The organism is Methylobacterium sp. A52T (genome assembly GCF_053346095.1).
Genome location: NZ_JBKFBI010000029.1, coordinates 16,406 through 31,063, shown reverse-complemented (window position 1 = coordinate 31,063; position 14,658 = coordinate 16,406). Strand labels below are relative to the sequence as shown.

General features: G+C 71.4%; 13 protein-coding genes and 1 pseudogene. 11 read left to right on the top strand and 3 right to left on the bottom strand.

Features of this window, described 5'->3' with window-relative positions; all coding sequences use genetic code 11:
- Positions 1-16 precede the first annotated feature (16 nt).
- From ACLBYE_RS09875 to ACLBYE_RS09855, 5 genes are read left to right on the top strand one after another with little or no spacing between them, the layout of a single operon-like run.
- Complete coding sequence (locus ACLBYE_RS09875) at positions 17-916, top strand: branched-chain amino acid ABC transporter permease (protein WP_447694025.1); 900 nt, start codon at positions 17-19, stop codon at positions 914-916.
- Complete coding sequence (locus ACLBYE_RS09870) at positions 913-1,941, top strand: branched-chain amino acid ABC transporter permease (protein ID WP_447694024.1); 1,029 nt, start codon at positions 913-915, stop codon at positions 1,939-1,941. The genes ACLBYE_RS09875 and ACLBYE_RS09870 overlap by 4 nt, the downstream gene beginning before the upstream one ends.
- Positions 1,935-2,789 carry an ABC transporter ATP-binding protein gene (locus tag ACLBYE_RS09865; RefSeq protein WP_447694023.1) on the top strand — a complete coding sequence of 285 codons (855 nt, stop codon included), beginning with the start codon at positions 1,935-1,937 and terminating at the stop codon, positions 2,787-2,789. Before ACLBYE_RS09870 ends, ACLBYE_RS09865 begins: the two co-directional genes overlap by 7 nt.
- Entirely contained in the window at positions 2,786-3,538 is a 753-nt protein-coding gene (locus ACLBYE_RS09860; protein ID WP_447694022.1) for an ABC transporter ATP-binding protein, read from the top strand. The genes ACLBYE_RS09865 and ACLBYE_RS09860 overlap by 4 nt, the downstream gene beginning before the upstream one ends.
- A gap of 47 nt (positions 3,539-3,585) precedes the next feature.
- Positions 3,586-4,062 (top strand): SRPBCC family protein, encoded by a 477-nt coding sequence (locus tag ACLBYE_RS09855; protein WP_447694021.1) that lies wholly within the window; start codon positions 3,586-3,588, stop codon positions 4,060-4,062.
- A gap of 65 nt (positions 4,063-4,127) precedes the next feature.
- Here ACLBYE_RS09855 and ACLBYE_RS09850 read toward each other — a convergent pair whose 3' ends face one another.
- The 3 genes from ACLBYE_RS09850 to ACLBYE_RS09840 all read right to left on the bottom strand — a co-directional run bounded on the left by ACLBYE_RS09850 (position 4,128) and on the right by ACLBYE_RS09840 (position 7,587).
- Entirely contained in the window at positions 4,128-5,204 is a 1,077-nt protein-coding gene (locus ACLBYE_RS09850; protein WP_447694020.1) for a hypothetical protein, read from the bottom strand.
- A gap of 387 nt (positions 5,205-5,591) precedes the next feature.
- On the bottom strand, positions 5,592-6,938 hold the full coding sequence (locus ACLBYE_RS09845; protein WP_447694019.1) for an MFS transporter: 1,347 nt from the start codon (positions 6,936-6,938) through the stop codon (positions 5,592-5,594).
- Between the two features lie 199 nt (positions 6,939-7,137).
- A complete protein-coding gene (locus ACLBYE_RS09840; RefSeq protein ID WP_447694018.1) occupies positions 7,138-7,587 on the bottom strand; it encodes a winged helix-turn-helix transcriptional regulator in 450 nt (149 codons plus the stop codon).
- Positions 7,588-7,688: 101 nt separating this feature from the next.
- On the opposite strand from ACLBYE_RS09840, the gene ACLBYE_RS09835 reads away from it, so the two are divergent.
- The 6 genes and pseudogenes from ACLBYE_RS09835 (at position 7,689) to ACLBYE_RS09810 (ending at position 14,554) form a co-directional block, all read left to right on the top strand.
- Positions 7,689-8,459 (top strand): SDR family oxidoreductase, encoded by a 771-nt coding sequence (locus ACLBYE_RS09835; protein WP_447694017.1) that lies wholly within the window; start codon positions 7,689-7,691, stop codon positions 8,457-8,459.
- Between the two features lie 85 nt (positions 8,460-8,544).
- Positions 8,545-8,808, top strand: a complete 264-nt coding sequence (locus ACLBYE_RS09830) for a tautomerase family protein (protein ID WP_447694016.1) — start codon at positions 8,545-8,547, stop codon at positions 8,806-8,808.
- Between the two features lie 47 nt (positions 8,809-8,855).
- A complete protein-coding gene (gene soxC, locus ACLBYE_RS09825) occupies positions 8,856-10,100 on the top strand; it encodes a sulfite dehydrogenase (protein WP_447694015.1) in 1,245 nt (414 codons plus the stop codon).
- Positions 10,093-10,628: pseudogene (locus ACLBYE_RS09820) on the top strand (c-type cytochrome). The gene soxC and the pseudogene ACLBYE_RS09820 overlap by 8 nt, the downstream one beginning before the upstream one ends.
- A 557-nt stretch (positions 10,629-11,185) precedes the next feature.
- Complete coding sequence (locus tag ACLBYE_RS09815; protein WP_447694014.1) at positions 11,186-13,303, top strand: TonB-dependent siderophore receptor; 2,118 nt, start codon at positions 11,186-11,188, stop codon at positions 13,301-13,303.
- A gap of 186 nt (positions 13,304-13,489) precedes the next feature.
- Positions 13,490-14,554, top strand: coding sequence for a HoxN/HupN/NixA family nickel/cobalt transporter (locus ACLBYE_RS09810; RefSeq protein WP_447694013.1), 1,065 nt, complete (start codon positions 13,490-13,492; stop codon positions 14,552-14,554).
- The last annotated feature ends 104 nt before the right edge of the window (positions 14,555-14,658 follow it).

Sequence of the window (14,658 nt, the reverse complement as noted above, 5' to 3'; positions counted from 1 at the left end):
GCGGGAGGGCGATGCCTTGAGCGCCATCACGATCGGCGGCTTCCCCCTCGATCTCCTCGCCCTCCAGCTCGTGACCGGCATCGCGCTGGGGGCGATCTACGTGCTCGTCGGCATCGGCCTGTCGCTGATCTTCGGGCTGATGAACGTCGTCAACTTCGCCCACGGCGCGTTCTTCATGGTCGGCGCCTATGTCGGCGTCTTCCTGTACGGCTACACCGGCAGCTTCTGGCTCAGCCTCGTCGCGGCGCCGCTGGCGATGGGGCTCCTCGGGCTCGCCGTGGAGCGCGTGCTCGTGCGCCCCCTCTACGGGCGCGGCATCGACGACCCGCTGCTCCTCACCTTCGGCCTGTCCTACGTGATGGTCGAGAGCGTGCGCATCGCCTTCGGGCTGACCGGCCTGCCCTTCGGCGCGCCGCCCGAGCTGCGCGGCGCGGTCGACATCGGGATCGGCTACTTCCCCCTCTACCGCCTGTTCCTGATCGGATTCGCGCTGGCGGTGGTGGGCGCGCTGTGGCTGTTCATCGAGCGCACGCCCTTCGGCCTCGTGATCCGGGCCGGCGCCCGCGACCCGCAGATCGTGCAGGTGCTCGGCATCGAGATCACCAAGGTCTGGCTCGCGGTCTTCGCCCTGGGCTGCGCGCTCGCCGGGCTCGCCGGCATCCTCGCCGCGCCCCTCCAGGGCGTCACGCCCGAGATGGGGATCCCGGTGCTCGCCGAGGCCTTCGTGGTCACGGTGGTCGGCGGCATGGGCTCGCTCGCCGGGGCCGTGCTCGCCGGGCTGATCGTCGGGATCGTGGTGGCCATGACGTCGCTCGTCGCCCCCGACATGACCAAGATGGCGATCTTCGCCCTCATGGCCCTGGTGCTGCTCGTGCGGCCCCGGGGCCTCCTCGGCCGGGCCGGAGCCCTCGGATGAGCGCCCGCGCCCCCCCCCCCCCGCCCACCGGGGGAGCCCCCCTCCGGGCGCCCGGCCCGGCCCCCGGCCGGGCCGGGCGCCGGCTGGCGTGGTGCGGCCGGCACCGCGTCGCCCTGACGCTCGCCTTCCTCCTCGTGTTCCCCTGGATCGCGCCCTACCAGGCCCTCGCGGTGAACATCCTGGTGCTCGGGCTCTACGCCCTCGGGTTCAACCTGCTGTTCGGCTATACCGGGCTCCTGTCCTTCGGCCACGCCGCCTTCCTGGGCGGCGGCGCCTACGGCTGCGGCATCGCCATCGTCCATTACGGGCTGCACCCGGCCCTGGCGCTCGTCGCCGGCACGCTGCTCGCGACACTCATCGCCGCCGTCATGGGCGTGCTGGCGATCCGCACCCGCGGCATCTACTTCGCGATGACGACGCTCGCGCTGTCGATGTGCGTCTACTATGCCTTCTACCAGGCGGAGGCCTTCACCGGCGGCGAGAACGGCCTGCGCGGCATCAACGTGCCGGCGCTCGCCCTGCCGGGCTTCAGCCTCAACCTCCTCGACCCGGTGGTGAAGTACTACGCCGCGCTGGCGGTGGTCGGCGTCGCGGTCTGGCTGTTCTCGCGCCTCCTGTCGTCGCCCTTCGGGGCCGCCCTCGAGGCGATCCGCGAGAACGAGGGCCGGGCGCAGGCCTGCGGCTACGACGTGCGCCGCATGAAGCTCGCGGCCTTCGTGATCTCCGGGGCCCTGTGCGGCCTCGCGGGCGGGCTCCAGGCGATCCACCTCTCGATCGTGCCGATCGAGACGATGCACTATTCGACCTCCGGCCAGGCCGTGATGATGGCGCTGCTCGGCGGCATGGGGACCTTCTTCGGGCCCTTCGTCGGCGCCGCGACCTTCGCGCTCCTGCAGGACGGGCTCGCCACCGTGACGAGCCACTGGCAGCTCTTCGTCGGCGCCGTCTTCATCGCCTTCGTGCTGTTCCTGCCGCTCGGCATCTGGGGCGAGGTGCTGGCGCGCCTGAGGAGGGCCGGATGGTGAGCGCCGCCCCGGCCGTCGCCCCGGTCGCCGCCGCGCCGGCCAAGGCGCCGAGTACGGCGCCCAGTGCTGCGCCGCCGATCCTCGCCACGGAGGGGCTCGGCAAGCGGTTCGGGCATTTCCGCGCCCTGTCGGACGTGACCGTCGCGTTCCCGGAGGGCGGCATCACGGCGATCATCGGGCCGAACGGGGCGGGCAAGTCGACCTTCTTCAACCTCATCTCGGGCGCCTTCCCGCCGAGCGAGGGCCGCGTGCTGTTCCGCGGGCGCGACATCACCGGCGCGGCCCCGCACGCCTTCGCCCGGATGGGCATCGCCAAGTCGTTCCAGATCACCAACGTCTTCCCGCACCTCACGGTGCGCGAGAACGTGCGGGTGGCCGCCCAGGCCCGGCGGGTCCGCTTCGCGTTCTTCCGGGACCGCGCGGCCTATCCCGAGCTGGCGGAGCGGGCCGAGGAACTCCTCGGCGAGGTCGGGCTCGGCGCCCGGATGGACCGCCTCGCGCGCGAACTCGCCCACGGCGAGCAGCGCGCCCTGGAGATCGCGGTGGCGCTGGCCGCCGAGCCGAGCCTCCTCCTCCTCGACGAGCCGACCGCCGGGATGAGCCCCGAGGAGACGCGCGAGATGATGGACCTCGTGCAGCGCCTCGCCGAGACCCGGACGCTGATCCTCGTCGAGCACAAGATGAAGCTCGTCATGGGCCTGTGCCGGCGCCTCGTCGTCCTCCACCAGGGCCAGCTCCTGGCCGAGGGCAGCCCCGACGACATCCGCGCCCATCCCGAGGTGCGCCGCGTCTACCTGGGCAACGCGGCGGGCAAGATCACGGGCAAGACCACGGGCAAGACCGCATGAGCGCCGCCGTCGCGCAGCCGCTCCTGGCGGTCGAGGACCTGCGGGCGTGGTACGGCCACTCCCACATCCTGCAGGGCCTCTCGCTGGAGGTGCGCCCCGGCGAGATCGTCACGCTGGTCGGCCGCAACGGCGCCGGCAAGACCACGACGCTGAAGGCGATCATGGGCCTCGTGGCGAAGCGCGAGGGGCGCGTGACCTTCGCGGGCGCCGACATCCTCCACCGGCCGCCCCACGAGCGCTTCCACCGGGGCCTCGCCTACGTGCCGGAGGAGCGGCGCATCGTGCCGGGGCTGACCGTGGAGGAGAACCTGCGCCTCGGGATCCTGGCCGCCAGGGGGGCAGGACGGGGCGAGCGGGCGACGCGCCGCGACGAGGCGCGGCGGATCGAGGTCATCGCCGAGACCTTCCCGCGGCTGAAGCAGCGCCTGAAGCAGGAGGCGGTCACGATGTCGGGCGGCGAGCAGCAGATGCTCGCCATCGCCCGGGCGCTCATGGCCGAGCCCGTGATGGTGCTCCTCGACGAACCCTCGGAGGGGATCATGCCGATCCTGGTCGAGGAGATGTTCGCGCAGTTCGTCGCGATGAAGCGGGCCGGCACCACGATCCTGCTCGTGGAGCAGAACGTCGAGCTCGCCCTCGACGTGTCCGACCGCGTCTACATCGTCGACGGCGGCGCCGTCGTCTACCACGCGCCCGCGGCCGCGCTGCGGGACGATCCCGAGATCCAGGCGCGCTACTGCGCGGTCTGAGCGCCCGCACCGGCCGGTGGGCGGCGCAGTGTCAGGAGGAGACCAGGATGGACATCGCTGGCGCGTATCGGATCCCGGTCGCGCGGGAGGCCGTCTGGGCGGCGCTGAACGATCCGGAGGTGCTCGCCCGCTGCATCCCCGGCTGCAAGGAGCTGGTGCAGGCCTCCCCGGAGGAGATGACGGCCAAGGTCGCCCTCAAGGTCGGGCCGGTCTCGGCGACCTTCGCGGGCACGGTCCGCCTGGAGGACATGCGCCCTCCCGAGGGCTACAGCCTCGTCGGCCAGGGCAACGGCGGCATGGCGGGCTTCGCCAAGGGCCGCGCCGCGGTCAGCCTCGCGGCGGAGGGCGGCGAGACGCTCCTGACCTACACCGCCAAGGCGGAGGTCGGCGGCAAGATCGCCACGCTGGGCGGCCGGCTCATGCAGGCGACCGCGCGCAAACTCGCCGACGAGTTCTTCGGCAAGTTCGCCACCGAACTCGGGGCGACGGGCGAGCCGGCCGCGCCCGGAACGGCCGAGGCCTAGGAAAGCCGCGCCTCGACCACGCAGGCCGGGACGGTCGCGCTCCGGTCCGGCGCGTCGGAGCCCGGTCATCGCTGCGATCCGATCTGCAGGACGTTGAAGCCGCGCTGCATGGAGGTCCCGAGGAACTCCCCGAACGGGGTGTTCGCACCCGGGGCACGATCGACGCGGAGGACGGCGGCACAGCCGCGCTGCGGGCTCTCGACCGAGCGGCCGTCGACGGAGGCCGCAGGGGCCATGCCGGCTCGCCAACGCGCCTTCAGCGCGGAGACGGCCCGTTCGGCCGTCTGGCAATCGGGATAGGCGAGGGATACGAGCAGGGCCGGTCCGTTCTTGCCTTGATAGTCCGCCACGATACCGCCGGCATAAGCCGGGACGCCGTCCCGTCCGCGCTCGCGCTGATCCTCGATCGCCTTCCTCTGCGCGGCCAGATCGGTCGTCGCCGACAGGAGGGCGGCAGGATCGTCGGGGGTGATACCCATCAGCGGCGTCACGACGGCCGCTTGAAGGATCGCGCCCGGGTCGCGCTCATCCGCGGCGGCCAGACCCGTCAGCGATGTGGCGACCGCCGCGTGATCCGCCGCGCTCCGGCCGACCCCGACGCGTGTCTCCAGATCCCCGGCCGCGGACGCCTGCGCGACGACGCGATCGATCGCCAGGATCGCGCTGGTCTCGCCCATCGGGCCGGACCAGGGATCGGTCGGCTGCCGGGCCCTGAGATTCATGGCGCGCGGCTCACCGTTGGCGAGAATGCGCGGCGCGGTCGAGACCGGCCGGAAGTTCCTGTCCTTCAGCTTGGCGACCAGGGTGTCGGCTGCCGCCTTCGTCGCCAGACCCCAGTAACTCACGCGCGCCGGAGGCTGGCCGAAGGCCGCGAAATACGAGATGTCCTCGAACGGGATGCCGGCCTTCTCGGTCCATGTCTGCGCGCCGCCGTAGCTCAGGGCGTTCAGCGGGCGGATGCTCTGCGCGAAGGCCATGCGCCGCAGGCCGGCGTCGCTCAGCGCACCGCCGGCTGCCCTGGACAGCGCCTGGACGTCCATGAAGACGATCGGCATCGGGTCAGGCGTCGCCAGGACGGAATCGGGCACCGCGCGGAGAGCCGCCTCCAGCGTGCCGGCCGCCTGGGCCGCCGGCGCGATCATCAGTGCTGAGAAGGATACGACGATGAGGCGGGATGAAACTGAGCGCCAGAGAGGTCGTGTCACGTCGAATCCCATGCTCCAGGTCCCTCGGGAGCGCCGATGCCCGTCTGCCGGTCATGGCAATGACCGCGTCGAGCAAGAAGAGATCTCCGCAGTGCTCACCCGATCATTGCTGGACAGGCTCTCTTCTGTCTCCCTCAGTCGATTTTAGCTGAGCCGCTCTCGGCTACCACTAGTGAGGGTGACCTATTGACCGCGCCGCTCGGATCGTCGCCGATCGGACGCCCGGCACCATCGAGACGAGCGACGATCGATGGGGGCGTCGGCTCTGTGAGAGCCGCAACGTGACTTCGGCCTCCGCGTGTCGCCCCCCGCGCGCCGATCCTCTCACGCGAGCGATTCTCCGGTCCGATCGCGCATCGTGAGGACTGCGGCGAGCGAGATGGCCGACAGCACGGCGACGTAGAGGCCCGGCCCCGTGGGCCAGGCCAGGTGGTGGACGATCCACGTCGCGGCCATCGGGGCGGTGCCCCCGACCAGCGCCATCGAGGCGTTGAAGCTGATCGCCAGGGCCGTGCAGCGCGAGCGGTGCTGGAACATCTCGACGAACGCCGTCGGCACGACGGCGGCGTTGCCGGCGATCAGGATCGCGAACGCGACCTGGCTCAGGACGATCAGAAGCGTGTCGCCGGTGGTCAGCAGCATGAAGAGCGGCCATGACAGGATTGTCAGGCCCGCCCCGGTCAGGACCAGAACACGCTTGCGCCCGAAGCGGTCGGACAGGGCTCCGGCGATCGGGATGCACACGGCTTGAACCACCATGGCGAGGGAGTTGATGAGAAACGCCGTGTGTTGCGGGAGGCCCGACACGGTGTGCATGAACGTCACGAGGTAGACGAACACCACGTAGAAGCCGCACGCCAGGCCGAGATTCATCGCGAAGGCGCGCAGCATGGCGGAGCCGTCGATCTCGACGGCCGTGCGCAGCGGTGAGCGCTGGTCCGTCGGTGTCCGATCTTCGCGAAACACGGTCTCGACGTGATCGTCGTCGATATGGCGACGCAGGGCGAAGATGAAGACGCCGAGCACGATCCCGAAGAGGAACGGCAGGCGCCAGCCCCACTGGTGCACGTCCTCCGGCGTGAGCAGGCCGGTGACGAGCGTCCCGGCAATGGAGCCGAGCAGGATGCCTCCGGCGGCCCCGATGCAGGCGAGGCTGCCGGTCAGGCCGCGGCGCGCCGGTGCTGCGGTCTCGGACAGGAAGATGGCCGAGGAGGTGTACTCGCCGCCGACGGAGAGACCCTGGCCGAGCCGCAGCACCACGAGCAGGACGGGCGCGAGGAGTCCGGCCGACGCGTAGGTGGGCAGGCAGCCCATCAGGAAGGTCGAGACGGCCATGAGGCCCGCCGACAGCAGGAGTGCCGTCTTCCGGCCGTAGCGGTCGCCGATGTGGCCGAACACGATGCCGCCGATCGGGCGCATGAAGAAGGCGGCGGCGAACACCGCGAAGGCCGAGAGCAGCGACGTCGTGGGGCTGTCGGACGGGAAGAAGTTCCGGCCGATGACGGCACTGAAGTACCCGTAGGTGGCGAAATCGTACCATTCGAGCGTGTTGCCGATGGCGCCCGCGACCACGGAACGGCGCCGCGCCGCGCCGGGGACCTTCGGGCCGTCGGCGATCGCGTCGGAACTGATCGGGAGCGGCGGCTCACCGTACGGAGGGGTGGATTGCATGATGCGCCCGCCTTGCCGCCGAATTCAGTCTAGACGCTAGACTGAAACGCCAAGCTTGGCGAGACCATTGGAGAACGACGGCATCGCTCTTCCGCTCGACAGTTAATCGGCACGGGCCGGCCCCGCGCGGGCGAGCCCGCCAGAGCCGCACGCCCCTCCGTCCTCCGCGGCCAGACCGCGATCGGGAAGCCCTTCGCCTTCACGGTGCCCCGGCGTCGGCGGGAAGATCCAGAGCTTCGGCCGCCGCAGCGAATGCCCGCCGGGCGCGCTCGATCTCGGCGTGGTGCGTCTCGGCCCAGATCCACACGCCGCAGAACGCGGCGCCCAGGCTCCGGCCCAGCGGCGTCAGCGTGTAGTCCACGCGCGGCGGGATCACCGGGTGCACCGTCCGCCGGACGAGACCGTCCCGCTCCATCTGGCGGACGGTCTGCGTCAGCATCTTCTGGCTGATCCGGCCCACGGCCCGGCCGAGCTGCGTGAACCGGAGGGTGCCGTGCTCCTCCAGGGCCTCGAGGATCAGCATCGTCCACTTGTCGGCGACCTGGCCGATGATGTCGTTCACCAGGGCCTCGATCGCCGGATCGACGTCCTGCGGGGGCGGCCCGCGCCGCTTCGCCTCGATCGCGGGGTCGGGGTCAGCCCTGCGCATTCGACACTCTCCTTTCGGTGCGTACAAATCTTTTCGGTGCCTACTTCAGGGTAGAGAGTGTGGGCCATACTCTCTGCGGCGACAACAACGGGGTCGCCATCATGAGAATCTCCGGCAACACGATCCTCATCACGGGCGGCGGGTCCGGGATCGGAGCCGCGCTCGCCCATCGCTTCCACGATCTGGGCAACACCGTCATCGTCGCCGGTCGCCGCGTGGAGGCGCTGGAACGGGTCACGGCCGGCCGCCCGGGCCTGCACGCGATGCCCCTCGACATCGCGGATGCCGGAGACATCGCGGCGTTCGCACGGCGCGTCACGGCCGAGCACCCGGCCCTGAACGTGGTGATCAACAACGCCGGCATCATGCGCTTCGAGGCGCTGGACCAGGCGCGCGACCTCTCCGACGCGGAGGCGACGATCACCACCAACCTGCTCGGCCCGATCCGTCTGACGGATGCCCTCGTCGCGCATCTGGCCACACGGCCGGACGCGGCGCTGATCAACGTGTCGTCCGGGCTGGCCTTCGTGCCCCTGACGACGACACCGACCTACTCGGCGACGAAGGCGGCGATCCACAGCTACACGGTCTCGCTGCGCGAGGCTCTCGAGGGCCGGGTCGAGGTGATCGAGCTGGTGCCGCCGGCGGTCCAGACGGATCTCACGCCCGGCCAGGCCACCCGCGCGGGCTACCTGCCGCTGGCCGACTTCATCGACGAGGTGATGGCCCTGTTCCAGCAGCAGCCGACGCCGGCCGAGATCCTGGTGCAGCGCGTCGCCTTCCAGCGCAACGCCGAGGCCGAGCACCGCTTCGACGCGGCCGTCGCGACCCTGAACGAGGCCGCTCGCGCGGCCCGCGCGGCGCAGGAATGAGGTGCGCGCGGAGATCCGCGAGGAGATCCGCGTCGCCGCGCGCGGGCGCGACCCGTGTTTCATCAGTTCAGCCTGGAGACGATCGATGCCGTTCGCCAATTTCAAGATCCCGCAGGGCATGATGACCGGTCCGCAGAAGGCGGATCTGATCCACCGCACGACGGATCTGCTGGTCTCCTTCTTCGGGGAGGCCGCGCGCCCGCACACCATGGTCCTGGTCGACGAGGTCGTGGATGGCGGCTACGGGCGCGCGGACGAGGTCTTCGATCTCGAGGCCCTGCGACGCCTGCGGGCGCACCACGAGACGGGCCCCGTTCCGACGGGACTAGGAGGGAGCGCCGTTGCGTGAGACTCTGGGCCTGCCCCGGCGGGCGGGGCGAGGCGGAGTGCCATGCGATGAGCCAGGACGACGAATCGCCGCCGGCGCGGCGCCGCTTCCTCGCACAAGGCGCGGCGGCGGCCGCGGCCGTCCTCGCGGGCGGGCCGGCCCGATCGGACGAGGCGGCGCCTCCGGCCGTTCCCGAATGGATGAAGGTCCCGGGCGCCGATGTCGGCAGCCAGACTTACGGCCGGCCCTCGCGCTTCGAGGAGGGCGTCATCCGCAACGTCCCGAAGGGTCTGAAGCAGTACATCTCGGCGTCGAGCCGAACGCCGCTGCAGGATCTCGACGGCATCCTGACGCCCAACGGCCTGTTCTACGAGCGCCACCACGGCGGCATTCCGGACATCGATCCCGCCCAGCACCGGCTGATGATCCACGGACTCGTCGAGACGCCGCTCATCCTGACGATGGACGACATCCGCCGCTTCCCGTCGGAGTCGCACATCTACTTCCTCGAATGCTCGGGCAACCCGGGCTTCGAGGCGATCAAGGGCAAGACGGCGTCGGACCTCGTCGGCCTCGTCAGCTGCGCCGAATGGACCGGCGTGCGCCTCGCGACGGTCCTGGCGGAGGCCGGGCTCAAGCCGGACGCGCGGTGGGTCGTGGCCGAGGGCGCGGACGCCGCCGCGCTGACCCGCAGCATCCCGATCGCGAAGTGCCTCGACGACGCCCTGCTGGTCTACAGCCAGAACGGCGAGCGGCTGCGCCCCCAGCAGGGCTACCCGCTCCGGGTGCTGCTGCCCGGCTACGAGGGCAACATGAGCGTGAAGTGGCTGCGCCGGCTCAACGTCGCGGCGGAGCCGGCCTATTCCCGCGAGGAGACGTCGAAGTACACCGACCTGATGCCGGACGGCACGGCGCGGCAATTCACCTTCGTCATGGAGGCCAAGTCGATCATCACGCGGCCGTCGGGCACGCAGCGGATCGCCCCCGGCTTCCACGAGATCACCGGCCTCGCCTGGAGCGGGCGCGGGCGGATCCGCGGCGTGCAGGTCTCGACGGACGGGGGCGGGAGCTGGCGCGACGCCGCCTTGCAGGAGCCGGTGCTCAACCGGGCGCTGACGCGGTTCCGGCTGCCCTGGCGCTGGGACGGGACGCCGACGACCATCGCGAGCCGGGCGATCGACGAGACCGGCTACGTGCAGCCGGGCTTCGAGGCGCTGACGGCGGTGCGCGGCCTCAAATCCTTCTACCACAACAACGCGGTCGTGCCCTGGCGCATCGCCGCGGACGGCGAGGTGGCCAATGGCTATGCGTGAAGCCCGCGCCGCCGTGGGGATCGCTCTGGCACTCGCCTGCGCCGGGCCGGCGCGGGCGACGGAGCGCCTCGGGATCGGGCGTCCGGCCACGGAGGCCGAGATCGCCGCCTGGAACATCGACGTCGACCGGGACGGCCGGAAGCTGCCGCCCGGACACGGCAGCGTCGCCCACGGCCGAGAGGTCTTCGAGACCCAATGCGCCTCGTGTCACGGCAGCCGGGGCGAGGGCGGGACCGGCGAGCGGCTGGTCGGCGGCCAGGGCACGCTCGCCTCGGCGAAGCCGCTCAAGACCGTCGGCAGCTTCTGGCCCTACGCGCCGACCCTGTTCGACTACATCCGGCGGGCGATGCCGATGAACGCCCCGCAATCGCTCAGCGCCGACGACGTCTACGCGGTCTCGGGCTACGTCCTGTACCTGAACGGGCTCGTCTCGGAGAGCGCCGTGCTCGATGCCGCACCCTGGCCGCCGTCCGCATGCCGAACCGCGACGGGTTCGTGCCGGATCCCAGGCCGGATGTGAGACCCTGACGGGAGCGGCATACCCGACGGCGCCGTCCCGGCCGCGCCCGCCGCCATGCCGCCACGGCGCTGTGGCCGTTCCGCCACTGTCGTCGCAACATTATTACATTCGGTTGCCGGAGCGTTGACCCGGCCGGTCGCCGCGGCAAGTATCCTCCTGCCAAGGTTCTCTCGCCAGGGTTCTCCGGGCTCGGAGCTGGAACGGGACGCCGGCGCGCGCTTCGCGCCGCGTCCGGATCTACCCCGCACCTGTGGACGGGGCGATCCCGCTCTGCGCGGCCGCCGGTGCCGCGCACCGGGACGGTCCGGCGGCGGCGATGACCCGCGTCACGGGAGGCGGCCTTCGGCGCGACGACGTTCCTCGGGCGCGGTGCCCCAGCGGAGCGCGCGGTGCCGCCCCTCCGGGCGGGACGCCGCTCGCCGCCGCGTGGCCGCGCGCCGGCAGCAGCGAGTGTGTGGTGGCGAGTTCTGGACGATTGTCCTTCCGCGAGAGTCCCAGGCCGCGCCGGGGATGCGCCCGCCCTGCCGGGGCGCGGCGCGGCAGCCCGCGTCTGGCACTCGCGGCCATGCTGTCCGCCGGCGCGCCGGTCGGGGAGGTCCGCGCGCAGGAGAGCGTGACCCTGGAGGAATTGTCGGTCGAGCATGTCGGCGAGGGCGCGACCCGCACGACGGCGTCCGGGCGCGGCAGCATCGGCCTGATCGGTCCGACACCGGGCTACGGCGCCGGAACGGCGGTCAGCGCGACGCGCACGGCCACACCGCAGATCGACGTGCCCGTGGCCGTGTCGGTGGCGCCCCGCGAGACGATCACCGACATCGCCGCCACCCGCGTCGACCGGGTCTTCGACTACCTGCCCGGCGTCGCCCGCCAGAACAATTTCGGCGGCCTGTCGATCTTCAGCTACGCCATCCGCGGCGTGACCACCTCCGAGATCTACAAGAACGGCTTTCCCCTCAATCGCGGGACGCCGCCGCCGCCGGACGCCCAGAACATCGAGCGCGTCGAGGTGCTCAAGGGGCCGGGAGCGGCCCTGTTCGGGCGCAGCGACCCCGGCGGGCTCGTCAACCTGATCACCAAGCAGCCAACCGCCGAGCGGTTCGTCGAGTTCGGCAACCAGGTCGACTCGTTCGGCCTGACCCGGGGCACGATCGATGCCGGCGGCGCGCTGAGCGCGGACGGCACGGTGCTCTACCGCTTCAACCTCGCCGCGCAGGGCGCGGGCAGCTTCCGCGACTTCGTGGACAGCGACCGGCTCCTCGTCGCGCCGGTGGTGAGCTGGCAGGTCACCCCGGACACGCGGATCACGGTCGAAACCGAGTTCGTGAAGAACCGGATCGTCTTCGACCGGGGCGTCATCGCGCTGAACCGTCAACTCGGGTTCCTGCCCGTCTCCCGCTTCCTCGGCGAGCCCGGGCAGAGCACCTATCAGAACAACAACACCCTGCAGGTCCGCGTCGACCACCGGTTCGATGAGAACTGGCAGCTTCGCCTGGCGACCTACTTCAACACGGGCGATCTCGCGGGCGAGTCGGCGGAGATCCGCGCCATCGCTGCCGACAACCGCACGGTCTCGCGCGACCGCAACGTGCGCGACTACCGCTGGGACGTGGCCGTCGGGCAGGCCGACCTCGTCGGGCGCTTCGATACCGCCGGCATCGGCCACACGCTACTGCTCGGCATGGACCGGGAGAGCACCGACAGCCGCACGCAGTACTTCCGCTCGAACTTCCGCACGAGCCCGTTCGCCCTGGACATCTACGCCCCGGTCTACGGGCAGGCGCTGCCGCCGATCACCATCCCGCGCAACAACCTGGAGCGGATCACCAACACCGGCCTCTACGCGCAGGACGAGATCGTCCTGAGCCCCGAATGGCGGGCGCTCGTCGGTGTGCGCCTCGACATCTTCGAGCAGAGCTTCCGCGAGCGCGCCGTCCGCAGTCAGGTGGACCAGTCGCGGGTCGCCGCGTCGCCCCGGGCGGGCCTCGTCTACCGGCCGATCCCGGAACTCGCCCTCTACACCAACGTCGGCACGAGCTTCCGGCCGAACATCGGCCCGGACGCCGCCGCCGTGACCCGCGGCACGGCCCTGCCGCCCGAGACCGGCCTCGGCTACGAGGTCGGCGCCAAGTCCGAGCTGTTCGGCGGCAGCCTGCTCCTCACCGCCGCCGCCTTCCGGGTGGAGCGGGAGAACGTGCTCACGCCCGATCCCGCCAATACCGGCTTCTCCCTCGCCGCCGGGGCCGTCCGCAGCCAGGGGTTCGAGCTGACGGCCCAGGGGCAGATCACGCCGGAGCTGAAGCTCCTGGCCGGCTACGTCTACGCCGACGCCCGGGTGACCAAGGACAACGTGCTCCCGGTCGGGGCCCCGCTCATCAACGTGCCGCGCCATTCCGGCAGCCTCCTCGCGGTCTACGAGCCGGAGGGGGCGTGGCGCGGCTTCGGTATCGGCGGCGGCGTGCGGGGCGTGGGCGCGCGCGCCGGCGACGCGGCCGGCTCCGGCTTCACCCTGCCGGCCTACGTCGCGGTCGACGCGCTCGCCTACTACCGCTTCGACAATGCCCGGATCGCGCTGAACGTCGAGAACATCTTCGACACCGCGTACTACGAGAGTTCGCTGAACGTGTTCCGGGTCTATCCGGGCTCGCCCCGGCGGATCACGGGCTCGGTGACGGTGCGGTTCTGATGGCGGGCCCGCGGCCCCCGTCCAGGCAGCCGCCGGGGCCGTCGCTCCGGGAAGAGGACGCACCTGCGGGACTCCGCAGGCCGGCCGCTTCTGCGCTATGTCGGATCCCGTGCTGCACGGCAGCGGCGACGCGAGAGGCCCGGGCAACGGGGCCGAGGGGACGGTATTCGGGTGGGTAAGGCTTTGATGGAAGCGATCGTCCCGTCCGATGGCACGGCGCCCCGCGTCGTGCGGCGCCGCATCGTCCTGCTCTACCTCGTCCTGATCGCGGCCAACGTCGCGGCCTGGTCCTGGGCCTACAGCCTGTTCGCGGGGCAGCCGGCCCTGCTCTCGACCGCGCTGCTGGCCTACGTCTTCGGACTGCGCCACGCGGTCGATCCCGACCACATCGCCGCCATCGACAACGTCACGCGCAAGCTGATGCAGGCGGGCCAGCGGCCGGTCTCGGTCGGCTTCTGGTTCGCCCTCGGCCATTCCACCGTCGTGGTGGTGGCCGCGGCCGCGGTGGCGCTGGCCGCGACCAGCCTGATCACGGCCTCGGAAGGCTACCGGGAACTCGGCGGCCTGATCGGCACCGGCGTCTCGGCCGCCTTCCTGATCCTCATCGGCCTGGTCAATCTCGTCGTCCTCGCGGGGGTCTGGCGCGCGTTCCGGCAGGTCCGGCGCACCGGCCGCTACGTCGAGGCCGACCTCGACATGCTGCTCGCCAACCAGGGCGTCCTCGCCCGGATCCTGCGGCCGCTGTTCCGCCTCGTGACGCGCTCCTGGCACATGTACCCGCTGGGCCTGCTCTTCGCGCTCGGCTTCGACACCGCCACGGAAGTGAGCCTGTTCGGGCTCTCGGCCGCCCAGGCGAGCCAGGGCATCGATCTCTGGACGATCCTGGTCTTCCCGGCGATGTTCACCGCCGGCATGACGCTGGTCGACGCGACCGACGGCGTGCTGATGCTCGGCGCCTACAGCTGGGCCTATGTCCAGCCCATGCGCAAGCTGTTCTACAATCTCACCATCACCCTGGTGTCGGTGGTGGTCGCGCTGGTGGTCGGCACGCTGGAGGCGCTGAACCTCCTGGCGGACAAGCTCAACCTCCAGGGCTGGCTCTGGGAGCGGATCGCCGCGATCAACGACCATTTCGGCGCGCTCGGCTTCGGCATCGTCGGCCTGTTCGCGGCGGCGTGGCTCCTGTCGTTCCTCATCTACCGCCTCGGCCGGTTCGACCGGATCGACGTCGAGCCGGCCGACATCCCCTGAGCGGGCGCGCTCCCGCGCTCCGACGGACGGCCGCGTCCCGTGGATCGGCGGCGATGCCGCCGCGGCGCTCCTGATCCGCGTCCGCGACGGGACGTGCGATCCTA